At 75.8% G+C, this 26,693-nt stretch carries 23 protein-coding genes, 1 tRNA gene and 1 pseudogene; 10 read left to right on the forward strand and 15 right to left on the reverse strand.

Features of this window, described 5'->3' with window-relative positions; genetic code table 11:
* Nucleotide 1 precedes the first annotated feature (1 nt).
* From ABWU78_RS03980 to ABWU78_RS04005, 6 genes and pseudogenes are all read right to left on the reverse strand, one after another.
* Nucleotides 2–2,761, reverse strand: a complete 2,760-nt coding sequence (locus tag ABWU78_RS03980) for a cation-translocating P-type ATPase (RefSeq protein WP_253049796.1) — start codon at nucleotides 2,759–2,761, stop codon at nucleotides 2–4.
* Between the two features lie 101 nt (nucleotides 2,762–2,862).
* Entirely contained in the window at nucleotides 2,863–3,534 is a 672-nt protein-coding gene (locus tag ABWU78_RS03985) for a response regulator transcription factor (RefSeq protein ID WP_353709162.1), read from the reverse strand.
* Nucleotides 3,531–4,976, reverse strand: coding sequence for a sensor histidine kinase (locus ABWU78_RS03990; protein ID WP_439157614.1), 1,446 nt, complete (start codon nucleotides 4,974–4,976; stop codon nucleotides 3,531–3,533). Before ABWU78_RS03990 ends, ABWU78_RS03985 begins: the two co-directional genes overlap by 4 nt.
* Nucleotides 4,977–5,007: 31 nt before the next feature.
* Nucleotides 5,008–5,832, reverse strand: a complete 825-nt coding sequence (locus ABWU78_RS03995; protein ID WP_439157615.1) for a hypothetical protein — start codon at nucleotides 5,830–5,832, stop codon at nucleotides 5,008–5,010.
* A 1-nt stretch (nucleotide 5,833) separates the two neighbouring features.
* Entirely contained in the window at nucleotides 5,834–6,703 is an 870-nt protein-coding gene (locus ABWU78_RS04000) for a hypothetical protein (RefSeq protein WP_353709165.1), read from the reverse strand.
* 101 nt (nucleotides 6,704–6,804) lie between these two features.
* Nucleotides 6,805–7,458: pseudogene (locus ABWU78_RS04005) on the reverse strand (ABC transporter ATP-binding protein); the annotation flags it as partial.
* 374 nt (nucleotides 7,459–7,832) lie between these two features.
* Between ABWU78_RS04005 and ABWU78_RS04010 the strand changes: the two are divergent.
* Nucleotides 7,833–8,567 carry a hemerythrin domain-containing protein gene (locus tag ABWU78_RS04010; RefSeq protein ID WP_253049784.1) on the forward strand — a complete coding sequence of 245 codons (735 nt, stop codon included), beginning with the start codon at nucleotides 7,833–7,835 and terminating at the stop codon, nucleotides 8,565–8,567.
* A 27-nt stretch (nucleotides 8,568–8,594) separates the two neighbouring features.
* Nucleotides 8,595–9,053 (forward strand): SRPBCC family protein, encoded by a 459-nt coding sequence (locus tag ABWU78_RS04015; protein WP_353709167.1) that lies wholly within the window; start codon nucleotides 8,595–8,597, stop codon nucleotides 9,051–9,053.
* 22 nt (nucleotides 9,054–9,075) lie between these two features.
* On the opposite strand, the gene ABWU78_RS04020 is transcribed toward ABWU78_RS04015, so the two are convergent.
* Together ABWU78_RS04020 and ABWU78_RS04025 are read right to left on the reverse strand one after the other, a co-directional pair.
* Nucleotides 9,076–9,864, reverse strand: coding sequence for an MHYT domain-containing protein (locus ABWU78_RS04020; protein WP_439157616.1), 789 nt, complete (start codon nucleotides 9,862–9,864; stop codon nucleotides 9,076–9,078).
* Nucleotides 9,865–10,236: 372 nt separating this feature from the next.
* Nucleotides 10,237–10,321 (reverse strand) — tRNA-Leu (locus ABWU78_RS04025).
* A gap of 215 nt (nucleotides 10,322–10,536) precedes the next feature.
* Between ABWU78_RS04025 and ABWU78_RS04030 the strand changes: the two genes are divergently transcribed.
* A complete protein-coding gene (locus ABWU78_RS04030; RefSeq protein ID WP_439157617.1) occupies nucleotides 10,537–11,808 on the forward strand; it encodes an AI-2E family transporter in 1,272 nt (423 codons plus the stop codon).
* A 33-nt stretch (nucleotides 11,809–11,841) separates the two neighbouring features.
* Here the strand turns inward: ABWU78_RS04030 and ABWU78_RS04035 are convergent, their stop codons facing one another.
* A complete protein-coding gene (locus ABWU78_RS04035; RefSeq protein ID WP_253049776.1) occupies nucleotides 11,842–12,144 on the reverse strand; it encodes a DUF1905 domain-containing protein in 303 nt (100 codons plus the stop codon).
* Nucleotides 12,145–12,218: 74 nt separating this feature from the next.
* A complete protein-coding gene (locus ABWU78_RS04040) occupies nucleotides 12,219–13,538 on the reverse strand; it encodes an APC family permease (RefSeq protein WP_439157618.1) in 1,320 nt (439 codons plus the stop codon).
* A 108-nt stretch (nucleotides 13,539–13,646) separates the two neighbouring features.
* On the opposite strand from ABWU78_RS04040, the gene ald reads away from it, so the two are divergent.
* The 3 genes from ald (at nucleotide 13,647) to ABWU78_RS04055 (ending at nucleotide 17,731) form a co-directional block, all read left to right on the forward strand.
* A complete protein-coding gene (gene ald, locus ABWU78_RS04045; RefSeq protein ID WP_439157619.1) occupies nucleotides 13,647–14,762 on the forward strand; it encodes an alanine dehydrogenase in 1,116 nt (371 codons plus the stop codon).
* A 100-nt stretch (nucleotides 14,763–14,862) separates the two neighbouring features.
* The gene (locus ABWU78_RS04050) at nucleotides 14,863–15,498 is read left to right on the forward strand and encodes a GNAT family N-acetyltransferase (protein WP_439157620.1); all 636 of its coding nucleotides are present in this window, start codon (nucleotides 14,863–14,865) and stop codon (nucleotides 15,496–15,498) included.
* Nucleotides 15,499–15,568: 70 nt separating this feature from the next.
* Complete coding sequence (locus ABWU78_RS04055; RefSeq protein WP_439157621.1) at nucleotides 15,569–17,731, forward strand: M3 family metallopeptidase; 2,163 nt, start codon at nucleotides 15,569–15,571, stop codon at nucleotides 17,729–17,731.
* A 69-nt stretch (nucleotides 17,732–17,800) separates the two neighbouring features.
* Here the strand turns inward: ABWU78_RS04055 and ABWU78_RS04060 are convergent, their stop codons facing one another.
* Both ABWU78_RS04060 and ABWU78_RS04065 read right to left on the reverse strand, forming a co-directional pair.
* The gene (locus ABWU78_RS04060) at nucleotides 17,801–18,520 is read right to left on the reverse strand and encodes a response regulator (protein ID WP_439157622.1); all 720 of its coding nucleotides are present in this window, start codon (nucleotides 18,518–18,520) and stop codon (nucleotides 17,801–17,803) included.
* Nucleotides 18,517–19,842: a sensor histidine kinase gene (locus ABWU78_RS04065; RefSeq protein WP_439157623.1), complete on the reverse strand. Its 1,326-nt coding sequence runs from the start codon at nucleotides 19,840–19,842 to the stop codon at nucleotides 18,517–18,519. Before ABWU78_RS04065 ends, ABWU78_RS04060 begins: the two co-directional genes overlap by 4 nt.
* 166 nt (nucleotides 19,843–20,008) lie before the next feature.
* Here ABWU78_RS04065 and ABWU78_RS04070 point away from each other — a divergent pair, with 166 nt between their 5' ends.
* The 3 genes from ABWU78_RS04070 (at nucleotide 20,009) to ABWU78_RS04080 (ending at nucleotide 24,054) form a co-directional block, all read left to right on the forward strand.
* The gene (locus ABWU78_RS04070; protein ID WP_439157624.1) at nucleotides 20,009–20,542 is read left to right on the forward strand and encodes a hypothetical protein; all 534 of its coding nucleotides are present in this window, start codon (nucleotides 20,009–20,011) and stop codon (nucleotides 20,540–20,542) included.
* Nucleotides 20,543–20,784: 242 nt separating this feature from the next.
* Entirely contained in the window at nucleotides 20,785–22,491 is a 1,707-nt protein-coding gene (locus tag ABWU78_RS04075; RefSeq protein ID WP_439157625.1) for a multicopper oxidase family protein, read from the forward strand.
* A 183-nt stretch (nucleotides 22,492–22,674) separates the two neighbouring features.
* Nucleotides 22,675–24,054 carry a M20/M25/M40 family metallo-hydrolase gene (locus tag ABWU78_RS04080; RefSeq protein ID WP_439157626.1) on the forward strand — a complete coding sequence of 460 codons (1,380 nt, stop codon included), beginning with the start codon at nucleotides 22,675–22,677 and terminating at the stop codon, nucleotides 24,052–24,054.
* Nucleotides 24,055–24,073: 19 nt separating this feature from the next.
* On the opposite strand, the gene ABWU78_RS04085 is transcribed toward ABWU78_RS04080, so the two are convergent.
* Together ABWU78_RS04085 and ABWU78_RS04090 are read right to left on the reverse strand one after the other, a co-directional pair.
* Nucleotides 24,074–24,925, reverse strand: coding sequence for a fructosamine kinase family protein (locus ABWU78_RS04085; RefSeq protein WP_439157627.1), 852 nt, complete (start codon nucleotides 24,923–24,925; stop codon nucleotides 24,074–24,076).
* A gap of 10 nt (nucleotides 24,926–24,935) precedes the next feature.
* Nucleotides 24,936–25,169, reverse strand: a complete 234-nt coding sequence (locus tag ABWU78_RS04090) for a DUF5703 family protein (protein ID WP_009861400.1) — start codon at nucleotides 25,167–25,169, stop codon at nucleotides 24,936–24,938.
* 101 nt (nucleotides 25,170–25,270) lie between these two features.
* Here ABWU78_RS04090 and ABWU78_RS04095 point away from each other — a divergent pair, with 101 nt between their 5' ends.
* Nucleotides 25,271–25,591 carry a primosomal protein gene (locus ABWU78_RS04095; protein ID WP_253049754.1) on the forward strand — a complete coding sequence of 107 codons (321 nt, stop codon included), beginning with the start codon at nucleotides 25,271–25,273 and terminating at the stop codon, nucleotides 25,589–25,591.
* Nucleotides 25,592–25,601: 10 nt separating this feature from the next.
* On the opposite strand, the gene ABWU78_RS04100 is transcribed toward ABWU78_RS04095, so the two are convergent.
* Nucleotides 25,602–26,570, reverse strand: coding sequence for an aldo/keto reductase (locus ABWU78_RS04100; RefSeq protein WP_439157628.1), 969 nt, complete (start codon nucleotides 26,568–26,570; stop codon nucleotides 25,602–25,604).
* Nucleotides 26,571–26,693: the final 123 nt, after the last annotated feature.

A 26,693-nucleotide genomic window follows, 5' to 3' on the forward strand; every position in this document is an offset into this window, starting at 1 on the left:
CTCAGACCCGGGCGCGCGAGACCTGGGCGGAGGCGCCGGAGTCGGCGGGCGCGCCCCGGTGCCGGTCCACCTGCCGGAGCACGAGCTTGCCGAGCTCGGCCAGGACGAGGAACCCGAGCGCGACGAGGCCGCACACGCCCCACTGGCCCCCGTCGAGGTCGACGGTGCCGAAGATCCGCTGCAGGCCGTCGAGGGTCGTGACGAGGAACGTCAGCCCCAGCGACGCGAGCAGCAGCACGACGAACCGCCCGTTCGCGAGGGTCTCGAACGAGAGGATGCTCGCCCGCGGGTCGCGCCACTCGAGCGCGGCCACGACGTGCAGGAGCGACATCGCGGTGAGGCCCATCGTCGTCGCGACCGCCAGGTCGGCGTCGGCCTCGCCCCAGGCGACGGCGACGAGCGAGCCGACGGCGATGAGGACGCCGCCGACGGCGAGCCGGACCCCGAGCCCACGCCCGATGACGGGCTCGGCGGGAGACCGTGGCCGGCGGCGCATGAGGCCGGGCGTCGCGGCGTCGAAGCCGAGGCCGATCGCGAGGAGCACGTCGATCGCGAAGTTCACCCAGAGGATCTGGAGCGGCGTGAGCGGCGTGCCGCCCGCGACCGTGAAGACGCCCGCGCCCACGAACGTGAGGATGAAGCCGACGAGCACGACCATCTGGAAGCGGATGTACTTCATGAGGTTGTCGTAGAGCCCGCGGCCACCCTCCACGGCGGCCACGATGGTCGCGAAGTTGTCGTCGGTGAGGATCATCTCCGCGGCGTCCTTGGTCACCTCGGTTCCGGTGATGCCCATCGCCACGCCGATGTCCGCGCGGGTGAGCGCGGGCGCGTCGTTGACGCCGTCGCCCGTCATCGCGACCACGTCGCCGGTGCGCTTGAGCACGTCGACGAGGCGCACCTTGTCCTCCGGCGCGACCCGCGCGACCACCCCGATCTCGCCGACCTCCGCCTCGAGCTGCGCGTCGGACATCGCGGCGAACTCGGCCCCGGTCAGCGCGCGGCCCTCGATGCCGAGCTGCCCGGCGATCGCCGCCGCGGTGGTGACGTGGTCGCCCGTGATCATCCGCACGCGGATGCCGGCGTCGCGGCACTCCGCGATGGCGTCGCGCGCCTCCCGGCGCGGCGGGTCGACGATCCCGACGAGCGCGACCAGCTCGAGGTCGCGCACCGCGTCGAGGAGCTCGCCCGCGAGCTCGTCGCGGCCCACGGCACGCCGCGCCACCGCGAGCACGCGCATGCCCTCGCCCGCGAGGGCGTCGTTCTCCGCCACCACGCGCGACCGCGCGTCGTCGTCGAGCGGTGCCGACCCGCCGTCGGCGGTGAGGTACCGGCTCGACCGGGCGAGCAGCACGTCCGGGGCGCCCTTGACGAAGCACGTCAACGCGCCGTCGATCTCGTGGAACGTCGCCATGAACTTGTACGCCGCGTCGAACGGGACCTCCGCGACGCGCGGGTGCTCGGCGCGCGTCTCCTCGACGTCGAGGCCCGCCTTCGCCGCCAGGACGACGACGGCGCCCTCGGTGGGGTCGCCGATGCACTCGCCGTCGCGCACGACGGCGTCGCTCGCGAGCGCGAGGGGCAGCGCGACGGGCTCGAGCGGCACGTCTGTCGAGCCGGCGGCCGCGAGGATGCGGCCGGTCGTGGAGTAGCCCTCGCCGTCGACGGAGAACCGGCGTCCCGCGAGCACGAGGCGGCGCGCGGTCATCTGGTTGAGCGTGAGGGTCCCGGTCTTGTCCGAGCAGATCGCGGAGGTCGACCCGAGCGTCTCGACCGACTTGAGGCGCTTGACGATCGCGCCCTCCTCGGCGAGCCGCCGCGTGCCGAGCGACAGCAGCATCGTCACCACGGCCGGGAGACCCGTCGGGATCGCGGCGATGGCCAGGCTGATCCCGACCACGAACAGGCTGTCGAAGTCCTCGCCGCGCACGAGGCCCAGGACCACGACGACGACGAGGGCGATCGCCGCCATGACCGTGATGATCACGGTGATGCGGTCGAGCTGGCGCGTGAGCGGCGTCTTGTCCTGCTCGACGCCGCTGAGCATCCCGGAGATGCGGCCCACCTCGGTCGTCATGCCCGTCGCCGTGACGACCATCTCGCCGCGCCCGCGCGTCACCTGCGAGTTCATGTACGCCATGTCGGTGCGGTCGCCGAGCGGCGCGTCCTCGGCGACGACCGTCTCGACGCCCTTGGCGACCGGGGTGCTCTCGCCGGTCAGCCCCGCCTCCTCGATCTCCAGCGACGCCGCGACGAGCAGCCGCCCGTCCGCGGGGATCTTGCTCCCGGCCTCGAAGCCGACGACGTCGCCCGGCACGAGCTCCTCCGCGGGCACCTGCTCCTGGCGTCCGTCGCGGCGCACCGTGGCCGTCATGACGAGCATCTGCTGCAGCGCCGCGACGCTCTCGGCGGCCTTGCCCTCCTGGTGCAGGCCCATGAGGGCGTTGAGCACGGTGAGGCCCAGCACGACGACGCCCGTCGTGACGTCGCCGAGCGCGATGATGCTCACGACCGCCGCCCCGACGAGGACGAGCTGCATGAGGTCCCGGTACTGGCGCAGGAACGCCTGCCACGGCTTCTCCCTGCGCTCCTCCGCGAGCGCGTTCGGCCCGTACCGGGCGCGCCGCTCGGCGACCTGCGCCGTCGTCAGCCCGACCGCCGGGTCGACGTCCAGCGCCGCGCACACGGCCTGCGTCGACGCGGTGTGCCACGGGCCCGTGGCGGCAGGGACCTGCTGTCGGGGGATCTGCGCAGCCGTCATCGTGGGCTCCTCTCCGGCGCTCGGCACCACGGTCGCAGCGGACCCGGGGCGGAGCCTCACCCGTCGGGGGTGAACGCGGCAGCGACGCAGAGCGGTGCCGCTCAGCGGCGGGAGCCGACCAGGCCGCTCTCGTAGGCGACGATCACGGCCTGGACGCGGTCCCGGACCCCGAGCTTGGCGAGGAGGTTGCCCACGTGCGTCTTGACCGTCGTCGACGACAGCACGAGGCGCTCGGCGATCTCGGCGTTGGACAGGCCGTCGGCCACGCACCGCAGCACGTCGAGCTCGCGGGGCGTGAGCGACCGCAGACGCGGGTCGACGCCGTCGTCCGCCGGCCGGTCCCCGACGGGCAGGTGCGGGGCGAAGAGGTCGAGCATGCGGCGCAGCACCCGGGGCGCGACGACCGAGCTCCCTGCCGCGACGGTACGGATCGCCTCGACGAGGTCGTCCGGGCGGGCGTTCTTCAGCAGGAACCCGCTCGCGCCCGCGCGCAGCGCGGCGAACGCGTACTCGTCGACGTCGAACGTCGTCAGCACGAGCACGCGCGTCGCGGGGTGCTCCGCGACGACGCGTCGCGTCGCCTCGATGCCGTCCATGCCGGGCATCCGGACGTCCATGACGACGACGTCCGGGGCGAGCGCCGCGACCTGGTCGAGCGCCACCCGGCCGTCGGACGCCTCGCCGACCACCTCGAGGTCGGGCTCCGACTCGATCACGAGCCGGAAGCCCATCCGCAGGAGCGCCTGGTCGTCCACGAGCAGCACGGTCGTCACGGGAGCCCTCCGTCGTCCTCGTCGTACGGCCGGTCGTGCGGCCGGTCCCACGGCGCGTCCCGCCCGGACCACGGGAGGACGACCCGCACGACCCACCCACCCTCGGGTCGCGGGCCGGCCTCGACGCTGCCGCCGAGCAGGGCCGCGCGCTCGCGCATCCCGACGATGCCGCGACCGGTCCCGCCGCCCGTGCCGGGCCGCGTGCCGCCGGAATCGCGGACCTCGACCTCGACGACGTCCGCGCCGCGCCGGACCTCGACCTCGGCCGTCGGAGCACCGGGCGCGTGCCGCAGGACGTTCGTCAGCCCTTCCTGCACGACCCGCACGACCGCGAGCCGGAGCGAGGTGTCGTCCGGGAGCGGGACGTCGAGGCCGGTCGCGGTCACCGGGACGCCCGCGGCGCGGAACCGTGCGACGACGGCCGCGAGGTCCGTCCCGGTCGGCTCGGGCCGCCCGTCCGGCGCCACGGGCTCCTCGTCGCCGGGGTCGAGCGCACCGAGCACGCGCTGCATGTCGGTCAGCGCCTCGCGCCCCGTCCGGGAGAGCTCCCGCAGGGCCTCGCGCGAGCGGTCGGGTGCACGGTCGAGCGCTGCGCCCGCGCCGTCGGACAGCGCGACCATCACCGAGACGCTGTGGGCGACGACGTCGTGCATCTCGCGGGCGATGCGGGTGCGCTCGGCCGCGCGGGCGAGCGCGGCGCTCTGGTCGCGGTCCCGCGCCATGGCCCGGTAGCGCTCCGTGAGGTCCTCGGCGTGGAGCCGACGGGCGCGCGCGCCGGAACCCGTGGCCATGCCGAGGAGCAGGAGCGCGAGCAGGAGGGAGACGGACGCGGACCGGCGGCCGGGGGAGAAGGGTGGCTCGGCGAGGCCCCGCACGGGATCGCCGTCCGGTGACACGACCGGGTCGCTCCAGAGCAGGATCTCGGCGAGGCCGATGTCCTGCCACCACCAGATCGCCACCGTGACGACGGCGAGCACCGCCGCGCACGTCAGCCACGCGGTGCGCGGCGGGCGGGAGGCCGCCACGGCGTGGACCGCGCACGCGAGGCACACCCCGAGCACCCCCAGCACGCCCGCGGTCGCGAGCGAGGCGACGGCCAGCGCCGTGAGCGCGGCCGCGACGACGAGCGGTCGCGCGCGGCGGGCGAGCAGGAGCGTCGCCCCGAGGACGGCCCCGGCGAGCCACGCCGTGACGACCACCTGGGCGACGGGCTCGTCGGGCCGGAAGAGGCCGAGCCCGGTCGACCCCTCGACCGTCGCGAGCCCGAGGACCGCGGTGACGAGCCCGAGCGCCACGACGCCGGCGACGAGCGCGGCGTCCGCGGCCCGGGGGTGCTCCTCGACCAGCCGGCCGAGCGGCCCGCGCCGCTGGACGTCGGTCTCGGTGAGCGCGCCGCCGTCGGTCGTCCCGCGCGCGGACGTGGCGGGGGACGGCAGGGGCATGGGCCCACTCTCCCATCCCTGCCGGTCCACGTCAGGTGACGTCATGGCGCCGCAGGCGGTACCCCGCCGCGACGAGGAGCGCGGCGGCCCACGCGGCGAGCACGAGGCCGGCCGCCCACGGGCCGACGTGCGGGCCCAGAGTCGTCGCGTCGAGCGCGGCGAGCCGCTCGTCGGCCTGGAGGAGCCGCGCCCCGGCGCCCGGGAGGAGGGCGCGCGCCGTGTCGGCGACCCGGCCGGGGTTCGTGGCGAGGAGGTGGTCGAGCACGACGACCAGGACGACCCCGGCGACGAGCGCGGCGTCGGGTCGGCGCAGCAGCGCCCCCAGCCCGAGCCCGACGAGCGCGACCCCGGTCTGGTAGAGCACGAACCCGACCAGGAGCCTCGCCGTCTCCGGGTCCGCGACGTCCAGCACCAGCCCGGTCGCCGCGCGCTGCCCGGCGGTCGCCGCGAGCGCCGCGCCGAGCGCGACCGCGGCCGTGAGGGCCGCGACCGTCGTCGTGACGAGCGCCTGGGCCACGAGCACCGGGACCCGCCGGGGCACCGCGACGAAGGTGACGCGCGCCGTGCCGGTGCGGAACTCGCCCGCGCCGGTCGTCGCGCCCAGCACGAGGAACCCGAGCTGGGTGAGCACGTACCCGGCGACGGCCACGGGCGCGCCGGACGCGCCGTCGTCGGGCCGGGCGAACAGGCCGAGCGCCCAGGCGCTCGCGGCCGACGCCGCGACCGTCGCGAGGGCGAGCCAGCCCGTCGCGCGCAGGCTCGTGAGCTTGTCCCACTCGGCCGCGAGCACCCGGCGGAGGGTCACCGGTGAGCGGCTCGCGGGCGGGGCGGCGGGCGTCTGCGTCGTCGCGGCCACGTCACACCACGTCCCGCGCGCGGAGGCGGATACCGGCCAGGGTCAGGGGGACGGCGACCCACGCCGCCAGGACGAGCCCGCCGCCCCACGCGCCGAGGTCGGGCGCACCCTCGACGGCGCCCTCGGTGGTCAGCAGGGACCCCGCGCCGGCGGGGAGGAACGTCACGGCGGTGTTGACGGCGGCCTGGGCGGGCGGCACGCCCGCGGACGCGGCGAGCGGGTCGCCCGCCAGGTCGGCCGCGAGCACGAGCGCGACGGGCAGGACGAGGACGACGAGGACCGCGACCGTCAGGGCGGGCACCGGCCGCCGGAGCAGCGCGCCGAGCGCGAGGCCGAGCAGGGCCGTCGCGACGAGCAGGAGCACCATCCCGCCGAGCATCCGGGGCGTGCCGTCGCTCGCGAGATCGAGGGCGATGCCGCGTGCCCGGGCCGAGGGGAGCAGGGCGAGCACGGCGGCGCCGACCGCGAGCACGGCCGTGAGCAGCGCGAACGCGGCGGTGACGACGGTCTGCGCGGCGAGCACGGGCCAGCGCCTCGGGACGGCGAGGAACGTCGTGCGGAACGTGCCCGTGCTGTGCTCGCCCGTCCCGACGAGCACGCCCAGGACGAGCGGGGGCACCTGGGCGAGCAGCACGCCCGACGTGAGGGATCCCAGCGGGTCGAACCCGGGGTCCACGGAGGACGCCTGGGCAGAGAGGTGGGTCAGCGCGGCCGAGACCGCGACCGTGAGCGCGGCCGCCCACCAGGAGGACCGGAGGCTCGTGAGCTTGGTCCACTCGGAGCCGACGACGCGCGCGAGCGTCGGGCCCGGGGGCGTGGCCGGCGCCAGGGCCGGGGGAGTGCGCACCGGGGCGGGGGTCGCGGCGGTCATCGGGCACCGCCCGCCGCGGCGCGGTCGGACCCGCCGGAGGCGCGGCCCTGGTACTGGACCGCCCCCGCGGTGAGCCGCAGGTACGCCTCCTCGAGGGATCCCGCGTCGGCGGCGAGCTCCTGGACCGGTGCGTCCGCGAGGAGCCGGCCCCGGCCGATGACGACGACCCGCTCGGCGCAGAGCGCGAGCTCGTGCATGAGGTGCGACGAGAGGAGCACGGTCCGTCCCTCGGCCGCGAGGCCGCGGACGAGCCCCCGCACCCACAGGACGCCGTCGGGGTCGAGGCCGTTGACGGGCTCGTCGAGGAGGAGCGTCCCGGGGTCGCCGAGCAGCGCTCCCGCGATGCCGAGCCGCTGGCCCATCCCCAGGGAGAAGGTCCCGGCGCGCCGTCCGGCGACGCTCTCGAGCCCGGTCATCCCGATGACCTCGTCCACGCGGGCGCGGCCGATCCCGTGGGTCCGCGCGAGGGCCCGCAGGTGCCGGAACGCCGTGCGCCCCGGGTGCACGGACCGCGCGTCGAGCATGCAGCCGACGGCGTGGAGCGGCGCCGGGAGGTCGGCGTACCGGCGTCCGTCGACGGTCGCCGTGCCGGACGTGGGCCGCTCCAGCCCGACCACGACCCGCATCGTCGTCGACTTCCCCGCCCCGTTCGGGCCGAGGAATCCCGTCACGGTGCCCGGGCGTGCCGTGAACGTCAGCCCGTCCACCGCCGTCGTCGGCCCGTAGCGCTTGGTGAGCGCCTCCACCTGGATCATGCGTCCTCCCGTCGTCGCGGGCGCCCGGTCCTCGGGCACCGCCGTCGTCGACGCTACGGACGGGCGCGGGGACGCCGGCTCCCGCCGTCGGCCGAGATCGTCGGGGGCGCGACCTCCTCCTCGGGGAGGAGGCGGTCGTGCCGGGGTCGGAGGCGGCCGTCGCGACGCCCTAGACTGGACGCATGCTTCCGGCGTGAGAGCGCCGGCGGGATCCGAATGAGACAGCGGATCGAGAAGCCCCGCCGCTCCACACGGCGGGGCTTCTCGCTGCCCGGGTGAACCTGCGGACCGGGCATTGTGGCCACGCCGCGGGCGGGCGTAGCGTCGGAGAGCGCCACGACGACACCGACGTCGTCCGACGGGCGGAGGACGAGATGACCGACAGGCTCCCTCTCCCCGGGCCGCTGCCCGCGGGGCAGCACCCCGGGTGCGACACGTCGGGCATGTTCCTCGTCCACCGGATCTTCCGCTGGCTCTACCGCGAGCTCCCCGTGCTGGTCCGCGAGGTCCGGCCCGGGGACACCGGGCGCTCGGCCGTCGTGGGCCGCTACGCCCACCTCGACTTCTTCGCGCTGCACCTGCACCACGAGACCGAGGACCGGGTGCTCTGGGACCGCCTCGAGGCGCGCGAGCCCGCGTGCGCGCTGCACGTCGGCCAGATGCGGGCGCAGCACGCCGAGGTCGCGGTGCGCCTCGCGCGGGTCGAGCCGCAGCTCGAGCCGTGGGTGGCCACGGCCGACCCGCGGCTCCGCGACGCCTTCGCGACCGACGTCGAGGGGCTGCGGGACCTCCTGTCGGCGCACCTCGGGCAGGAGGAGGTGGAGATCCTCCCCGTGGCCGGGGACGTGATGTCGCAGCAGGAGTGGGACTCCATGGAGGAGCACACGCGCGCCACCCTCGTGAAGCACCGCAAGGAGCTCGGCAAGGACCTCGTGGCGCTGCAGCTCGGCCTGCTGCTCGCGAGCGTCCCCGAGGCCGAGCGGGAGGAGTGGTTCCGCGCGAACGTGCCCGCGCCCGTCCGGGTGCTGTACCTCCTGCTCCTGAAGCGTCGGTACGACCACGCGATGCGCGAGCTCTACCCGGACCGTCCCGTGCCGGCGATGGTCTGACGCCGGGCGGCGGAAGGAGACCGGACCGTGTGGCGACGCGTGACGCTCGACGTCCACCTCGACCACCCGCCGGCGCGCGTCTTCCCGTACCTCGCCGACCCGGGCCGGTGGCCGGAGTTCGCGCCCGCGGTCGTCTCCCGCCGCCCGGTCGACGACGGGCCGCTGCGGGTGGGGAGCCGCTGGGCCGCCGTCGACCGCGTCGGTCCGTTCCGGGTGCGGTTCACCGACGTGCTCGAGGTCGTCGAGCCCGACCTGCGGGTCGTGTGGCACTCCACCGCGCCCTGGAACTCTCGCGTCGAGTACGTCACGTCGCCCGACGGCAGCGGGACGCGCGTGCGCGCCGACTACCACGGCGACGTGGCGTCGGCGCTCCGGCTGGTGGCGCTGCTCCCGACCGCGGTCCTGGCGCGGATCCTCCTGCGTGACTTCACGGGCCTGCGCCGGGTGCTCGAGACGGAGGACCGGGCACGCGCGCGCCGGCCGTGAGAGACGGCGCACCCGCGTGCCGCTACTTGCCGACCGAGACGGTCTCCTGCGCCATGCGGTCCCGGAATGCCTCGTGCCGCTGCCGCTCGCTCTCCGTCCGGGAGCCGACGACGACGAACACCAGCAGTAGGACGGAGCCGCCGCCCCCGACGAGGAGGGCACCGAGCAGGTCCAGCATCGGGACGCCGCCGTCCGGTGCGCCCGGCTGACCCGTCACCGAGACGCCCCACATGCCGGTGTAGTGCATCCCCGCGACAGCGACCCCCATGACGAGGGCCGACACGGTCATGGACAGCCCGCCCCGCGCGTGCACGCAGAGCCAGAGCGCCGCCGTCGCGGCGGCGACCGCGACGAGCACCGCCAGGACGACGGAGACCGCGCTGTAGTGCATCGTCCCGTGCATGCGCATCGCCGCCATGCCCAGGTAGTGCATCCCGGCGACGCCGAGCCCGGCCACGGCGCCTCCCACGGCCAGCAGCAGGGGCCGGTAGCCGAACATCATGACCAGGTGCAGGCCGACCGACACGACCACCACGGCGACCAGCGCGGAGACGATCGTGAGCGGCACGTCGTAGTGGATCGGCATGCCGGTGACCGTGAACCCGAGCATCGCCACGAAGTGCATCACCCAGATGCCCGTGCCCCCGATGGCCGCGGCCCCCAGCCACAGCCACGCCGAGCGCACGGGCCACGGCGCGTCGACACGGGAGCGGGAGACCGCGGACAGGCCGCAGGCAGACCCGGAGACCGCGGCCACGTAGGAGATGAGCGGGGTCACGGCACCGTAGGTGACGTGATGGACGTCGAGCATTGCATACCGCCTCAAAAGCATCAGAAAGGACACGTCACCGTAAAGCGGGACGTCCGACCCCGCATCTCGTGGCGCGCGGACGGCGATTCGCGACGAGGAGATTCAGCGGGCCGGGCGCGCCGGAGTCAGCCCCGGCGGCGTCGAGGGGGAGTGTTCTGCCAGTTCGACGAGCGCTCGCGTTGTCCGACGACTGACGCGCCTCGACGTGGTGGTCGCTCGCGTCGCCCGACGACCGCGGCGTCGACGTCGCGTCCTGGACCGACACGGGCGGCTGAGGCGAGGCCTGCCGGACCGAGGCGGCGGGATACGCAGAAGGCCGGGTCAGGAAGAATCTCCTGACCCGGCCTCCGTGGCACGAGGTGTGCCACGCGGTGTCCGGAGGGGGACTTGAACCCCCACGCCCGATAAAGGGCACTAGCACCTCAAGCTAGCGCGTCTGCCATTCCGCCACCCGGACGAGTGGACCTTCCCGGCGTTTCCGCCGTTCCGGTGCGGGGAAAAACATAGCACGGTTCGGGCGTGGTCCTCACATCGCGGTCGCCGGTCGGTGCCGGGCCGACGTGGGACGACGGGCCGACCGCGGTACCCGGCGTGGGGGGACGACCTGGGGCAGACTGGGCGGATGGTGGCCACGACCGGGCGGAGGCACGTGTGACGGACGAGCAGCGGCCGGTGGCAGCAGCGCCGACCCCGAGGCCCGGCTCCGGCTCGGACCGCGCGGCGGCGTCGGTGAAGCACCTCGCGGGGGCGTCGAGCGCGGCACGCAAGGTGGCCGGGGCGCGACGCAACCCGTCGGTGGTCGGGTACGACGAGTCGGTGCCCGCGTGGCTGCGCACGACCGCGGGCTGGTCGTGGCGCCTGCTCATGATCGTCGCGGCCGTCGCGCTCATCTTCTTCGCGACGGCGCAGGTGCAGCTCGTGTTCGTGGCCGTCTTCCTGGCGCTCGTCATCACGTCGGTCCTGCGGCCCGTCACGGACTTCTACGCGCGGATCATGCCGCGGGGTCTGGCCACGGGGCTCGCGATCCTCTCCGCCCTGCTGTTCATCGCCGGTCTGCTGACGTACGTCATCACCTCGGTCGCGGGGCAGTGGCAGAGCCTCGCGGAGCAGTTCGACCAGGGCATCGAGCAGATCTTCGACTTCCTCGAGAACGGCCCGCTGCCGGTCACGATCACGGCGGACGACGTCAACGGGTGGATCGACAACGGCCGGCAGTGGCTCACGGAGCACGGCGGCGACATCGCGAGCCAGGCCGCCGCGAGCGCCGGCTCGGTGTTCGAGGCGTTCGCGGCGATCGCCCTCGCGATCTTCTGCACGGTGTTCTTCCTCGCCCGCGGCAAGGACATGTGGACGTGGTTCCTCAACCAGCTCCCGGCCCGCTCGCGCGACAGCTGGAAGGTCGCGGGCGGCGCGGGCTGGTACACGTTCTCCGGCTACGCCCGGGGCACCGTGATCATCGCTCTCGTCGACGGCATCCTCGCGGGCATCTTCCTGGGAGCCCTGGGCGTGCCGCTCGCGGCGCCGCTCGCGGTGCTCGTCTTCATCGGGGCGTTCATCCCCATCATCGGCGCGCCCCTCGCGATGATCATCGCGGCCATCGTCGCGCTCGCGGCCAAGGGCATCGTCATCGCGCTCGTCGTGACGATCGGCATCGCGCTCATCGGGCAGTTCGAGGGTCACATCCTGCAGCCGCTCGTCATGGGCAAGCAGGTCTCGCTGCACCCGGTCGTCGTGGCGATCGCGGTGACGGCGGGGACGCTGCTCGCGGGGATCCTCGGCGCGGTCGTGTCCGTGCCGCTCGTCGCCGTCGCGTGGTCGGTGTTCTCGCACCTGCGGCACAAGGACCCACCCATGGAGGAGGACCTGCCGACGGCGAAGGAGATCGCGCTCGGCGACGCCGTGCCCGGGTCGTCGGACCGCACGGCGGCCGACGCGGCCGGCTGACGCGCGACCGCCGGGGCGCGGGCGGCCGGCGCCTCACCGCGGGACGGCCGAGACCTCCGCGGCGAGCCGGACCGCGACGTGCACGGTGTCCCCGACGCCCTTGCCGGTCGCGGCGCGCACGGAGCGCAGGACGGCGAGGAGGTGCGGACCGCCGTAGGCGACGAGGGAGGCGTGGTACCGCACGTCGTCGACCTCCGCGACCACGGGGACGCGACCGCGCGTGCCGAAGAGGTCGACGGCGTCGTACGGGAGAGCGACGAACGCTCCCGAGCGCGTCCCGGCGGCGATCACGACGGCGTCGAACTCGACGGGGCCCGGGTCCGTCCACGTGGGCATGCCGTCGACCGTAGCGGACACCGCCGCTGCGGGGAACGGGCCAGGAGGGCGAACCTCTCCGGCCGGCGGGCCGCTCAGCGCGGCGGGCGACGGCGGCGGGCCAGCGCGACCGCGACGGCGGCCAGGGCGAGGAGCGTGGGGGCCACGAGCGACGCCCCGGCGAGGACGAGCAGCACGCCGGTGAGGACGGTCGCGACGGCCGCGAGCCACCAGCCGACCGTGCCGCGGGGGAGCAGGCGCAGGGCGGCGACCATGCCGAGCGCGTAGACCGCCACCATGCAGCTCGTGTGGACGCGCACGAACGGCTCGAGGTCGAGGCCGGTGGCGACGAGCACGGCGAGGTACGCCGCGCTCAGCACGAGCGTGACTGCGAGCGCCCGCCGGGGTACCCCGGCGCGACCGGAGAGAGCGGCGAGCGGGCGCGGCAGGTCGCCGTCGCGCGCGAGCGCCTGGCCGAGGTTGGCGAACGCCGCGAGATAGGCGGTGAGCACGCCCGAGGTGACGATCGCCGCGACGACGCCGACGACCACGGGCCCCGCGGCGGGTGCGCCCGTGCGCGCGAGGTCGAGCAGGGCGACGGTGCCGGAGCCGGCCTCGGCGCCGAGGACGCCGACCGTGGTGACCTGCAGGGCGAGGTAGGCGACGCCGACGACGACCAGCGCGATCCCGGTCGCGGCGGGGACGGTGCGGCGCGGGTCGCGGAAGTCCGCCGAGACGTGCGTGCCGACCTCCCAGCCCGCGAACGCCCACACGAACAGGCTCACCGCGGAGCCGACGCCGGACCACCCCTCGCTGAGGAACGGGGTGAACCGCTCGGCGCTCGCCTCGGGCGCCGCCACGGCGACGACCACGACGACGGCGGCGAGCAGCAGCGACGTGAGCGCGAGCTGGACGGCGCCCGCCACACGGACGCCGAGCCCCACGGCGACCGCCGGCACGACGACGAGCGCGACGGCCACGACCGGGACTGCCCCGCGGTCGGCGCCCACCACCGCGACCACGTACTCCGCCCCCAGCACCGCCACGACGGGCACGCCCACGCACACGCCCAGGTAGAACCAGTAGCCCGTGGCGCGGGCCGCCGTCGGGCCGAGCGCGACGCGCACCGCGCTCGCGACGCCGCCCCGGTCCGGGTGCCGCGCCGCCAGCGCCGCGAAGGTTCCCGCGAGGGGGACGCTCGCCACGAGCACCAGGGCGACGGCGAGCACGGAGGCGGGGCCGGCGACCCGCGTGGCGAGCCCGGGCAGGGCGAGCACTCCCGTGCCGAGCACGCTCGCCACGTACAGGGCGCTGCCGCGCGCGAGCCCCAGGGTGCCCGCCGGCGCGTGCTCGCTCGCCGTCGGCGCGGGGCGGGGTGCGACGCGCGGCGTCGCGAGGGGAGTCGTCGTGTCCACGCGCCCACCCTGGCAGCGGGCCGGTCCCGGAACGAGCGGCAGGAAGGTCACTCTCCGACAAGATCCTGCCACCCTGCGCGGAGCGGGACGGTGCGACCACACTGGACCATGAGGATCGGCATACCCACCGAGGTCAAGAACCACGAGGACCGCGTCGCGCTCACCCCCGCCGGCGCGCACCACCTCGTGCGGGCCGGGCACGACGTGCTCGTCCAGTCCGGGGCCGGGGTCGGCTCCCACCTGCCCGACGCGGAGTTCGCCGACGCCGGTGCGCGGATCGTGCCGAGCGCCGAGGAGGTCTGGGGCGAGGCCGAGCTCGTGTGCAAGGTCAAGGAACCTGTCGCGAGCGAGTACCCGCTGCTGCGCGACGACCTCCTGCTCTTCGCCTACCTGCACCTCGCCGCGGACGCGGCCTGCACGCGTGCCCTGCTCGACGCGGGCACGACGTCCGTCGCGTACGAGACGGCGCAGGCCCCCGACGGGACACTCCCGCTGCTGGCCCCCATGAGCGAGGTGGCCGGGCGCATGGCGACCCAGGTCGGCGCCTGGCTCCTGCAACGACCCGCGGGAGGCCGCGGCGTCCTGCTCGGCGGCGTGCCCGGCACGCGGTCCGGGCGGGTCGTCGTGCTCGGGGGCGGGACCGCGGGCCGCAACGCGGCCGAGGTCGCGGTGGGCATGCGCGCCGAGGTGAGCGTGGTCGACCTGTCGCTGCCCGTCCTGCGCGCCGTCGACCAGGAGTTCTCCGGCCACGTGCGCACGGTCGTGTCGAGCGCGTACGCGATCGAGCGGGAGGTGCTGGAGGCCGACCTCGTCGTCGGGGCCGTGCTCGTCGCGGGGGCGCGCGCCCCGCGCCTCGTCACCGACGACCTCGTCGCACGCATGCGCCCCGGCGCCGTGCTCGTCGACGTCGCCGTCGACCAGGGCGGCTGCTTCGAGGGGTCGCGGCCCACCACGCACGACGACCCGACGTTCGCGGTGCACGGCACGACGTTCTACTGCGTCGCGAACATGCCCGGCGCGGTCCCCGTGACGAGCACGCTCGCGCTGACCAGCGCGACGCTCCCGTACCTCGCGGCGCTCGCGGACGGCGGGGTCGACGCGGTGCGGGACGTCCCGCTCCTGCGGTCGGGGGCGTCCACCCACCGCGGCGCGCTCCTCAACGAGGCGGTCGCCGCCGCGCACGGCCTGCCGTGGACGCCCGCGGAGGACGCCCTGCGCCCGTGACGCACCCGCGGCACGGGGACGCCGGGTCGGTGGCCCCGCGGGGTGGCCACGCTCGGGAATCCGGGTGACGACGTGCGGGGGACGTGCCAGGCTCGTGCGGGTGCACCCCTTCGCCCTCGACGACGGCCGCGTCCACCTGTCCACCCCGACCCTCGACGACGTCGACGCGATCACGGCCGCGTGCCAGGACGCGGAGACCGCTGCGTGGACGGTCGTCCCGTCCCCGTACGCGCGCGAGGACGCGGTGCAGTTCGTGTCGGACTACGTGGGACCGGGCTGGGAGCGCGGCGACGTCCTCACCTGGGGCGTGCGCGACAGCGCCGGCCCTTCGGGCATCCCCGGCCCCGACGGCGTCGGTGCCCTCCTCGGGATGGTCGGGCTGAGCCTCGACGACGCGCCCGAGGGGCGACGGTCGGCCGAGATCGGCTACTGGACCGCTCCCGAGGCCCGGGGCCGCGGCCTCATGACCGCGGCGTGCCGGCTCGTCGTCGACTGGGCCTTCGATCCGGAGGGCGGGGGGCTCGCGCGGCTCTTCTGGCAGGCGTACGTCGGCAACTGGCCGTCGCGGCGCACCGCCTGGCGGCTCGGCTTCCGGGTCGAGGGCACGGTGCGCGGGTTCGCGCTCCAGCGCGGCGAGCGCCGCGACGCGTGGCTCGGCACGCTCCTGCCCGACGACCCGCGCACGCCGAACGAGCCGTGGCCCGCGGACGCGCCGTCGTCGGGCCGCGCCGCCTGACGCACTCGCCGGCGGTCGCCAAGGGGGCGTCCGCGAATGCGTTTCCGTCGTGCCCGCCCGCGGGGTCAAGATGGGCACCATGACCTCCGAGCCCACGACGCGCACCGACGCGCCCGCGCCCACCTCCGCGCCCGCAGTCGCCTCCGCCCTGATCGACCTCGATCCCGCCAACCCGTTCGCCGCGCCCTCCGCGCTGCCGTACGAGCTGCCCGACTACGACGCGATCCGCGAGGAGCACTATCTCCCCGCGCTGCGCGCCGCGACCGCGGCCCAGCGCGCCGCGATCGAGGCGGTCGCGACCGACGACGCACCCCCGAGCGAGGCCACCGTGCTCGCGGCGCTCGAGCGGTCGGGCCGCGACCTCGCGCGCGTGCTCAACGCGTTCTACAACCAGCTCTCCGCCGACGCGACGCCGGGACTGGAGCAGATCGAGGAGGAGTTCGCGCCCGAGCTCGCCGCGCACCACGACGCGATCTACATGGACGCGCGCCTCTACGCGCGTGCCCGCGCCCTGCAGGACGCCGTCGACGCCGGCGAGCAGATCCTCGACCCCGACGCCGCGTGGCTGCTGCACACGCTGCTCGTCCGGTTCCGCCGCTCCGGCGTCGAGCTCGACGCGGAGCAGCAGGCGCGCCTGCGCGAGCTCAACGGCCGCCTCACCACGCTCGAGGCCGCGTTCGGCCGCAAGCTGCTCGCGGGGGCCAACGCGGCGAGCGTGCTCGTCACGGACCGCGCCGAGCTCGACGGCCTCGCCGAGGACGCGGTCGCGGGCGCGGCTGCCGCTGCCGCCTCGCGCGGGCACGAGGGGGCGTGGCTGCTGGAGATGCAGCTCCCCACCCAGCAGGGCGTCCTCGCGTCGCTCGCGCGCCGCGACGTCCGCGAGCGCGTCCAGCAGGCGTCGGAGTCGCGCGGTGCGACCGGCGACGACCACGACACGCGCGAGATCGTGCTGGAGACCGTGCGCCTGCGCGCCGAGCGCGCGCGCCTCCTCGGGTACGAGCACCACGCCGCGTACGTCGCGGAGGACGCGACCGCGAAGACGACCGAGGCCGTGAACGCGATGCTCGACCGGCTCGCTCCCGCCGCCGTCGCGAACGCGCGCCGCGAGGCGGCCGACCTCGAGACGGCGCTGCGGGCCGACGAGCCGGGCGCGACGCTGCGCGCCTCCGACTGGTCGTTCTACGCCGAGCGCGTGCGCAAGGACCGCTACGCGCTCGACGACGCGCTGCTGCGCCCGTACCTCGAGCTCGAGCGCGTCGTGCACGACGGCGTGTTCCTGGCCGCGAACCGCCTGTTCGGCGTCTCCTTCGCCGAGCGGCACGACCTCGTCGGCTACCACCCGGACGTGCGAGTCTTCGAGGTCTTCGACAGCGAGACGCCCGGGGAGCCGGGTCAGGGGCTCGGCCTGTTCCTCGCCGACTGGTACACGCGCGAGTCCAAGCGGGGCGGTGCCTGGATGAACAACCTCGTCGACCAGAACCACCTGCTCGGCCAGAAGCCGGTCGTCGTCAACAACCTCAACATCGTCAAGCCGCCGGCTGGACAGCCCACGCTGCTCGTGTGGGACGAGGTCATCACGCTCTTCCACGAGTTCGGGCACGCGCTGCACGGGCTGTTCTCCGACGTGCGCTACCCGTCGCAGTCCGGCACGGAGGTGCCGCGGGACTTCGTCGAGTACCCGTCGCAGGTCAACGAGATGTGGGCGTGGGAGCCGTCGATCCTGCGCTCCTACGCGGTGCACCACGTGACGGGCGAGCCGATGCCCGCCGAGTGGGTCGACACCATGCTGGCCTCGCGCCAGTTCAACGAGGGCTTCGGCACGACCGAGTACCTCGCGGCGGCGCTGCTCGACCAGGCGTGGCACCAGGTCGGGCCGGACGGCGTCCCGTCGTCCGAGGCCGACGTCGTGCCGTTCGAGGCCGCGGCCCTGGAGGCGGCCGGCGTCGCGTTCGCGCCCGTCCCGCCGCGCTACCGGACCACGTACTACAACCACGTGTTCGGCGGCGGGTACGCGGCCGGGTACTACTCCTACATCTGGTCCGAGGTGCTCGACGCGGACACGGTCGAGTGGTACCGCGAGAACGGCGGCCTGTCGCGCGAGAACGGCGAGCGCTTCCGCCGCGTGCTGCTCGCGCGTGGCGGCTCGCAGGACCCGCTCCTCTCGTTCCGCGAGCTGCGCGGCCGCGACGCCGACATCGCGCCGCTCCTCGCGCGCCGCGGCCTCGACGCCTGACCCGAGGACCCGCCCCGCCGAGGTAGAGCCCCGGTACCGCGAGGTAGAGGCGTGGTCATGACCACGCCTCTACCTCGGCGGGGTGCCGGGGCGGACCAGGCCGGTCTCGTACGCGACGACGACGAGGCCGGCCCGGTCCCGCACGCCCAGCTTGGCGAGGACGCGGCCCACGTGCGTGCGCGCCGTCGCCGGGCTCATGAACAGCGCCGACCCGATCTCGTCGTTGGTCAGGCCGCGCCCGACGTGCGCGAGCACCTCGCGCTCGCGGTCCGTGAGCCGGTCGGCGACGGCGGCGGCGAGCGCGTCGTCCCGCCGCCCGGCGTCGACCGCCTGCGCGACGACGCGCGCCGTCACCGCGGGGGAGAGCAGCGCGTCGCCCGCGGCTGCGGTGCGCACGGCGGCACGCAGCTCGTCCGGGCTCGCGTCCTTGAGCAGGAAGCCCGACGCCCCGGCCCGCAGCGACGCGAAGAGGTTCGCGTCGTCGTCGAACGTCGTGAGCACGACGACGCGGGGACCGTCCGGGCGGTGGCCGGTCGACACGGCGCCCGCGACCGGCGTGTCGGTGCCGGTGGCGCCCGCGACGATCTGCCGCGTCGCCTCGACCCCGTCGAGGACGGGCATCTGCAGGTCCATGAGCACGACGTCGGGCCGCGCCCGGCGCACGAGCGCCACGCCCTCGCGACCGTCGGCGGCCTCGCCGACGACCTCGACGTCGTCCGCACGCTCGAGCAGCGCGCGGATGCCCGTTCGCACGAGGGGCTGGTCGTCGACCAGCACGACGCGGATCACGCGGGGCCTCCGCCCGCGGCCTCGTTCCCCGGTGCCCCGGCCGGCGCCGGTGCGGGGCCGGGCGCGCCGACCGGGACCCGGGCGCGCAGGCGGAAGCCGCCGCCGTCGGGCGCGTCGGTCGTGACGGTGCCGCCCAGCACGGCGACCCGCTCGCGCAGCCCGCGCAGGCCGAACCCCTCCCGGTCCGACGTGCCGCCCGGTGCGCCGCGACCGTCGTCGCGCACCTCAACCGCGAGCACGTCGCCGGGCGTCCCGGTCGCGGGCTCGAGCGTCACGCGCACGACGGCGGCGCGCGCCCCGGCGTGCCGCAGGACGTTGGTCAGTCCCTCCTGCACGACGCGGAACACCGCCGCGCCCGCCGCGCTGCCGTCCGGCGTGCCCGCGGGCAGGTCGACGTCCAGCGTGACCTCGAGGCCTGCCGCCCGCGCCGTGCGGGCGAGGTCGCCGAGCCGGTCGAGGCGGGCTTGCTCCGCGACGCCCGCCGGCCCGGACGGACCCCGCAGCGAGCGCACGGTCGCGCGCAGGTCCGCCAGCGCGGCCGTCGCCGACGTGCGTACGAGGTCGAGCTCGGCGCGGGCCACCGCGAGCGCGTCCTCCCGCCCGGCGCCGTCGGCGCGTCCCACGTCGTCGAGCGCCTCGTGCGCGACGCCCGCGTGCAGGGACACGACGGCGAGGTGGTGCCCGACGACGTCGTGCAGGTCGCGCGCGACGGCCTCCCGGTCGCGCGCGAGCCGGTCGGCCGCCTCGAGCTCGTGGGTCTGCTCCAGCAGCGCGTCCGCGTGCCGCCGCTGCTCGTCGCGCTGCCGGCGGGCGAACGCGCCGTGACCGAGCGCGATCGCGGCGGACATCAGCGCGACCGTGGTCGCGAGCTCGTACCCGACGACGTACCGGACGTCGTCGCCCTCGGCGAGCCGGAAGTACGTCGAGGCGACCACGAGCGCCGCCGCGACCCCCACGGCCCACCCGAGCCGGCCCGCGACGGCCGCCGAGTACAGCGCGACCGAGACGGGCAGGGCGAGGCCGATCGCGGGCAGGTCGAGCGTGTAGTAGGCGCAGATCACGACCGCCGTCGCGACGAGCACCCCCACGGGGAAGCGGCGCCGGCCGAGGACGAGCAGGCCCAGCACGAGGGCGAGCGGGTACGCGACCCACGGGTCGGCGCGCGTGCCGCCGACGTCGGCCGCGATGGCGAACGCGACGACGTCGAACACCGCGAACCCCAGCAGGGCGTCGATGAGCCACGGCGGCGGCGAAGGGCGCGCCGCCCGGGTCGCGGGCGGCGACCCGGCGGGCCGCTCGTGCGGGAGGTCGGGGGACGTCACGACCATCGAGTCTAGGAAGACGCACCCCGACGCGCGTCCGTCGCGGGGCGGGTCCGCGTCAGGGTCGACTACGTCGAGACGCGTAGGCGCGGGGCGCGGGACGACGCATCGCGCCGCGCGCCGGGGCGGACGCAGCGGGGCGATGCCGATCTCTAGCGTCGACGGCATGAACCCGACCCCCGGCCCCGCACCGGACCGCCCGACCCCGCCCGCCTCGTCCGTCCCACCTGACGGCCCGGTCCCGCCCGGCCCCGCCGTCCCTCCCGGACGGTCGGGGGCGCCGGCTCCTGCGGCCCGCCCCACGCTCGGCGAGACCGTCCGCTCGCTGAGCTGGCCCCTCGTCCTGGGGCTCGGTGCGCTCGCGCTCGTCCGACCGCTCCTGAGCGTCACCGGCCTCGACGACGCGATCGGCCGACCCGCCGCACCCCTGCTCACGACCCTCGTGCTCACGGTCGTGTGGATCGTCGCGATCGTCGTCGCCCGCCCCGCGCACCCGCTCGCGACCGGCGTGGCCGTCGGGCTCGCCTACGGCGTGCTCGCGCTGGTGCTCAGCGCGGTGCTGTCGCCGATCCTCACCGGCGAGCTGCAGGGACCCGTCGCCCACCCCGTCGCGATCGTCCCGATGCTGCTCACCAACGCGGTCTGGGGCGCGCTCGCGGGGGCCGTGGCGCTCGGTCTCCTCGCGGCCCGACGCCGCTGAGGCCGGCTGCCGATCCCGCCCGACCCGCAACCCCTGATCCGCGCACCCGACCCGCACACCCGACCCGGCACCACCCCGAGCCGCGCCCCCGTGCGCTCGGGGTCGGTTCCGGGCCCGCGTACGCTTCCGAGCGGACGCGCCCGGCACCGCCCGGTCCCTAGCGTCGACGGCGTCGCCCGCACGGCCGGGCCGCCGTCGACCCGCACCCGCCGACCGCCGTCGTCCACCCTGGAGAAGACCTGATGACGACCACGTACACCACCACGCCGCCTGCCGTCCCGCCGGCGCCCGGTGCGCCCGCCGGACCACCCGGAGGTCGTCCGCGACGGCGGCGCGGCCCGCTCGCCCGCGTCCTCGTGGTGCTCGGGCTCGTCGTCGTCCTGTTCGTCGGGGCGGTCGTCGCGGTCGTGGGCGTCGCCTGGGCGCGTGCCGCGACGAGCACGGCGGGTGCCGTGGAGTTCACGCGGCCGCTCGCCGTCCCGCCTCTCGCGGAGTCCCGGGTCGAGGACGGCGTGCGCGTCTTCGAGCTCGAGGCGCGCGCGGGCGTCGCGGACCTCGGCGCGTCCGCACCGACCCCGACGATCGGCCTGAACGGCGACTACCTCGGCCCCACCCTGCGGGCCGCGCGCGGCGAGCGCGTGCGCGTCGACGTGACGAACGCGCTCGACGAGACGACGACGCTCCACTGGCACGGCATGCACCTCCCGCCCGCGATGGACGGTGGCCCGCACCAGATGGTCGAGCCCGGCGAGACGTGGTCGCCCACGTGGACGATCGACCAGCCCGCCGCGACGCTCTGGTACCACCCGCACCTGCACGGGCGGACCGCGAGCCAGGTGTACCGGGGGCTCGCGGGGATGTTCCTCCTCGACGACCCGGCCGCCGCCGACGGCCCCGCCGCCGACCTTCCGCACGAGTACGGCGTCGACGACGTCCCGGTCATCCTCCAGGACAAGAGCTTCCACCCCGACGGGCGGCTCGACGACGCCGCCTCGTTCCTCTCACCGGTCGGCACGCTGGGCGACACGGTGCTCGTCAACGGCACGCCCGGGCCCTACCTCGACGTCACGACCGAGCGAGTCCGCCTGCGCCTGCTCAACGGCTCCGACTCGCGGGTCTACGACGTCGGCTTTGCCGACGGCGGCACGGTCCAGCTCGTCGGGACCGACGGCGGGCTGCTCCCCGCCCCGCGCACGGTCGAGCGCGTGCGCCTCTCCCCGGGCGACCGGGCGGAGGTCGTCGTGACCATGGCCCCGGGGCAGCGCGCCGTCCTGCGCAGCTTCCCGCCCGAGCTCGGCGTCAACCCGCTGTTCGAGCGCTTCTCCGGCGGCGACGACACGTTCGACCTCCTGGAGCTGCGCGCTGCTCCCACGCTCGCGCCGAGCCCCGCCGTCCCCGACACCCTCGGCACCGACCCGGCGGACGTGCTCGACGAGGCCGACGCCGTCCGGACGCGGACGTTCCAGCTCTCCGGCCGGTCCATCAACGGGCGGTCGATGGACATGTCCCGCGTCGACGAGGTCGTGACCGTCGGGGAGACCGAGGTCTGGGAGGTCACCGGGCTCGACGACACCCCGCACAACTTCCACGTCCACGACGTCCAGTTCCGCGTCCTCGACGTCGGCGGGCAGCCGCCCACGCCCGACCTCGACGGCTGGCAGGACACCGTCTACGTCCAGCCCGGCCGCGTCACGCGCCTGCTCGTCCGGTTCGAGGCGGCCGAGGGCGCGACCGACCCGAGCACCCCGTACATGTTCCACTGCCACCTGCTCACGCACGAGGACCAGGGCATGATGGGCCAGCTCGTCGTCGTCGCGCCGGGGGAGCGGGCGCCGTCCCGCATCGACGTGCCCGACGGCGCCACCCACCCCGACCACGCGGACACGCTCCCGGGCGACGGCACCGGCCCCCGCCACCTCGCCCCGGACCCCCACGGCGCCACCCACTGACCCCGAGGACCCGACCAGCCCATCCTGCCGGGTCGAGCAGGCGATGTGGGCGCGTCACGCGACCCGGACGCGCCTGGACGACCTGCTCGACGCGGCGGCTGGCATGGTGGGGGGAGCGTCCGGGATGTGGGAGGGGCGGCGGGGACAGGCGGGCGGGGCGATCGCGACGGGTAGCGTGTGGCCATGACCGCTCCGTACCCGGAATCCCAGGCCAGCGCCGGCACCCCGGCGACCGTCGACGTCCCCTCCGGCACGGTGCCGCGGGCGGAGGACGAGGTGGTGCGGATCTGCCGGGAGCTGCTGCGGATCGACACGTCGAACTTCGGCGACGGGACCGGTCCGGGGGAGCGTCGCGCGGCGGAGTACGTCATGGGGCTGCTGCACGAGGTCGGGCTCGAGCCCGAGCTGTTCGAGTCGGAGCCCGGCCGGGCGAGCGTCGTCGTGCGTCTGGAGGGCGCGGACCCGACCCGCCCGGCGCTCGTGCTCCACGGGCACCTCGACGTCGTGCCGGCGCAGGCCGCGGACTGGTCGGTCGACCCGTTCGCGGGCGAGGAGATCGACGGCCTGCTGTGGGGCCGCGGCGCCGTCGACATGAAGGACATGGACGCGATGATCCTCGCGGTCGTGCGGCAGATGGCGCGCGAGGGGCGCAAGCCCGCGCGCGACGTCGTCGTGGCGTTCTTCGCCGACGAGGAGGCGGGCGGCGTGTACGGGGCGCGCTACGCCGTCGACCACCGGCCCGAGCTGTTCGAGGGCGCGACCGAGGCGATCAGCGAGGTCGGCGGGTTCTCGGTCGAGGTCGGGGGCCGGCGCGCGTACCTGCTCCAGACGGCGGAGAAGGGCATCGCGTGGCTGCGCCTCGTCGCGGAGGGCCGCGCGGGTCACGGGTCGCAGGTGAACGAGGACAACGCGGTGACGCGGCTCGCGGAGGCGGTCGCGCGCATCGGGGCCCACCACTGGCCCAACACGCTCACCCCGACCGTCGACAGGCTGCTGCGCGGCGTCGCGGACCTCACCGGGCTCCGGTACGACCCGGAGGACCCGTCGTCGGTCGCGGCGCTCGTCGCCGCGCTCGGCCCCGCGTCGCGGTTCGTCGGGGCGACGGTGCGCCACACGTCCAACCCGACGCAGCTCTCCGCCGGGTACAAGGCGAACGTCATCCCGGGCCGGGCGGAGGCGGCGATCGACGCGCGCCTGCTGCCCGGGCACGAGGAGGAGGGGTTCGCGACGCTGCGGGCGCTCGCGGGCGAGCACGTGCGGGTCGAGGAGATCCACCGGGACATCGCGCTCGAGGTGCCGTTCGAGGGCGACCTCGTCGACGCGATGGTCGACTCGCTCCTCGCCGAGGACCCGGAGGCGACCGTCCTGCCGTACACGCTCTCGGGCGGCACGGACAACAAGTCGCTCGCGCGCCTCGGCATCACGGGCTACGGCTTCGCGCCGCTGCGCCTGCCCGGCGACCTCGACTTCTCCGGGATGTTCCACGGGGTCGACGAGCGGGTCCCGGTCGACTCGCTGCGCTTCGGCGTGCGCGTGCTCGACCGCCTGCTGCGCACCTGCTGACGCCGTCCGGGTCGACCGCTCAGGCGTCGCCCAGCAGCGCCCGGACCGACGAGCGGAGCTGCGCGCGGTAGCCGCCGCCGAACAGCACCGCGTGCACCGCGACCGGGTACACCTGGTGCAGCGCGACCCGGTGGCGCCACCCGCGCGCGAGCGGGTGCGCGGCGTCGTACCCGGCGAGGATCTCCTCGAGGAAGGGGGCGCCGAACAGCGCGAGCATCGCCAGGTCGGCCTCGCGGTGCCCGCCGTGCGCCGCGGGGTCGACGAGCACCGCCTCGACGTCGCCCGGTCGTCCGCCCGGGCCGGGGTCGAGCGGGGACCACAGCACGTTGCCCGACCACAGGTCGCCGTGCACGCGCGCCGGGGAGTCGTCGAGCGCGGGGCGCGCGAGGTCCGCGAGGCGTTCTCCCAGGCGTTCGAGGAGGCGCGCGTCGTCGGCGTCGAGCGCCCCGCGGTCGCGGCCCTGGCGCGCGACCGGGAGCAGCCGCGCCTCGGCGTAGAAGGTCGGCCAGTCGGGCCACGAGCCCGTCGGCATCGGCAGCGGGTCGTCGAGCGGACCGAAGAACGCGTCGCCCGACCAGCCGGGCGGCGGCGCGCCCCACGCCGGCGCTTCCGCGTCGTGCACGACGGCGAGCGCCCGGCCGAACGCGTGCGCCGCCTCGGGCGTCGGTGCGGCGGGCAGGACGCGTTCGAGGTCGAGCCGGGTCGGGCCGACCCCGCGCACCGTCGCGACGCGCGGCCCGCCCGGGACGCGGAGCCACGCGAGCCCCGCGGCCTCGCAGTCGAAGAAGCCCGCGGGCGCGTCCGCGCGCGACTTCGTGAAGACGTCCGGCGGGGAGCCCGCGGAGCCGTCCCCGCGGCCGGGACCGCTCACGGGGCGGGGCTCACAGGGTCGAGCTGACCCGGATGATCTTGCGGCGCAGCCACACGCGGCGCTCGCCCCCGACGTAGAGCCTCGTCCGGGCGAGCTCCCAGCGCCCGTACTCGGCCTCGTCGGTGAGCAGCCTGCTCGCGTCCGACCGGCTCGTGGAGCGGTCGATCGTCAGGACGCGGTACTCGTACTGCCCGCCGTGCGCGGCCCATCCGGACCGCCGACGTGACGTCGGCCTCTCCTCCACGTGCCACCGTCCTCTCTCGCCTGACTCGGTCGTCGGCCGGGCGGGAGAACCCGCTCGACTAACGAGTGCCATTGTGCCCCTCTCGGCGCTACCGTCAGGGTATGACCGCTGACCCGCGTGCCGCGCTCGACCGGTTCATCGCCGCGCTCGAGGCCCACTACAACGCCGTCGCCGCACGCCGCGGGGAGGACGACCCCGCCGTCGACGACGCCTACTACGTGCTCGCGGACGCCTTCGAGGTCTACGACGAGGCCCTCGGCCAGGTCCACGGGGAGGCGACGCCGTTCTACCTCGCGGAGGAGGACGACGAGGACGAGGACGAGGACGACGACGAGGAGGACGAGGACGCGCTCGACGACCTCGACGACACCCTCGACGACGACGTCCTGACCGGCGAGCTGGAGACCGACGGCGCGCGCTGACGCGCCGTCGTCACCACCGCTCGGGGTAGCCGACCTCCAGGTCGCTCACGTCGTCGAGCGCCGCGCGGACGGCGTCGGGGAGCTCGAGGTCGGTCGCGGCGAGCGACGTGCGCAGCTGGGCCGGAGTCCGGGCGCCGATGATCGCGCTCGCCACCGTGGGGCGGCCCAGGAGCCACGACAGCGCGACGTCGAGCGGGGCGCGGCCGAGACCGTCGGCCGCGGTGACGACGGCCTCGACGATCCCCGAGGAGGACTGGTCCAGGTAGGGCTCGACGAACCCGGACAGGTGCGGGGACGCGCCGCGCGAGTCCGCGGGGAGCGAGCGGCGGTACTTGCCCGTGAGCACGCCCCGGCCCAGCGGCGACCAGGCGAGCAGGCCGAGCCCGAGCGCCTCGGCGGCCGGCACGACCTCCCGTTCCGCGCCGCGCTGGAGCAGCGAGTACTCGAGCTCGACCGCGGCGAGGCCCACGTCGTCGGCACCGCCGAGCAGCGTCGCGGCGCGCGCCGTCGCCCACGCGGGGTGGTTGGACAGCCCGACGTACCGTGCCCGGCCGGACGTCACGGCGTGGCGCAGCGCGGAGAGCGTCTCGGTGAACGGCGTGCGCGGGTCGGGCGCGTGCACGAGGAACAGGTCGACGTGGTCGGTGCCCAGGCGCGACAGCGAGTCGTCCAGCGAGTCGAGGAGCGCCCCGCGGGACGCGTCGACGACCGGTCCCTGCGCCGTGCGGCGCACGCCCGCCTTGGTGCACAGGAGCACGTCGCGCCGGTCGACCTTCGTCCCCAGGATCGACCCGAGCAGGGACTCGGCGTCCCCGTCGGCGTACGAGGCGGCGGTGTCGACGAGGGTCCCGCCCGCGTCGACGAAGTCGCGCAGCTGCTCGGCGGCGTCGAGCTCGTCCGTGTCCCGGGCCCACGTCATGGTGCCGAGGCCGAGCTCGGACACGCGCAGGCCGGTGCTGCCGAGGTGGCGGTGTTCCATGGGAGCCGAGGGTACCGGCGGACCCCGCCGCGCGACCGTCGGGGCGCGCGACGGACCCCGGGAGCGGCGAGGTTCACCCGTCCCTCCAAGCCTGCGGGCCGGGTCCGCGGGACGGTGTTCACG

The organism is Cellulosimicrobium sp. CpK407 (genome assembly GCF_051844275.1).
GTDB lineage: Bacteria > Actinomycetota > Actinomycetes > Actinomycetales > Cellulomonadaceae > Cellulosimicrobium > Cellulosimicrobium cellulans_G.

Bases quoted from the DNA above. Each gene is read 5' to 3' on its own strand.
- ABWU78_RS03980 (WP_253049796.1), bottom strand. From the start codon at position 2,761: ATGACGGCTGCGCAGATCCCCCGACAGCAGGTCCCTGCCGCCACGGGC.
- ABWU78_RS04080 (WP_439157626.1), top strand. From the start codon at position 22,675: ATGACCGCTCCGTACCCGGAATCCCAGGCCAGCGCCGGCACCCCGGCG.
- ABWU78_RS04100 (WP_439157628.1), bottom strand. From the start codon at position 26,570: ATGGAACACCGCCACCTCGGCAGCACCGGCCTGCGCGTGTCCGAGCTC.
- ald (WP_439157619.1), top strand. From the start codon at position 13,647: ATGAGGATCGGCATACCCACCGAGGTCAAGAACCACGAGGACCGCGTC.
- ABWU78_RS04075 (WP_439157625.1), top strand. From the start codon at position 20,785: ATGACGACCACGTACACCACCACGCCGCCTGCCGTCCCGCCGGCGCCC.
- ABWU78_RS04010 (WP_253049784.1), top strand. From the start codon at position 7,833: ATGACCGACAGGCTCCCTCTCCCCGGGCCGCTGCCCGCGGGGCAGCAC.
- ABWU78_RS04000 (WP_353709165.1), bottom strand. From the start codon at position 6,703: ATGACCGCCGCGACCCCCGCCCCGGTGCGCACTCCCCCGGCCCTGGCG.
- ABWU78_RS04070 (WP_439157624.1), top strand. From the start codon at position 20,009: ATGAACCCGACCCCCGGCCCCGCACCGGACCGCCCGACCCCGCCCGCC.
- ABWU78_RS04055 (WP_439157621.1), top strand. From the start codon at position 15,569: ATGGGCACCATGACCTCCGAGCCCACGACGCGCACCGACGCGCCCGCG.
- ABWU78_RS04020 (WP_439157616.1), bottom strand. From the start codon at position 9,864: ATGCTCGACGTCCATCACGTCACCTACGGTGCCGTGACCCCGCTCATC.
- ABWU78_RS04035 (WP_253049776.1), bottom strand. From the start codon at position 12,144: ATGCCCACGTGGACGGACCCGGGCCCCGTCGAGTTCGACGCCGTCGTG.
- ABWU78_RS04095 (WP_253049754.1), top strand. From the start codon at position 25,271: ATGACCGCTGACCCGCGTGCCGCGCTCGACCGGTTCATCGCCGCGCTC.
- ABWU78_RS03990 (WP_439157614.1), bottom strand. From the start codon at position 4,976: ATGCCCCTGCCGTCCCCCGCCACGTCCGCGCGCGGGACGACCGACGGC.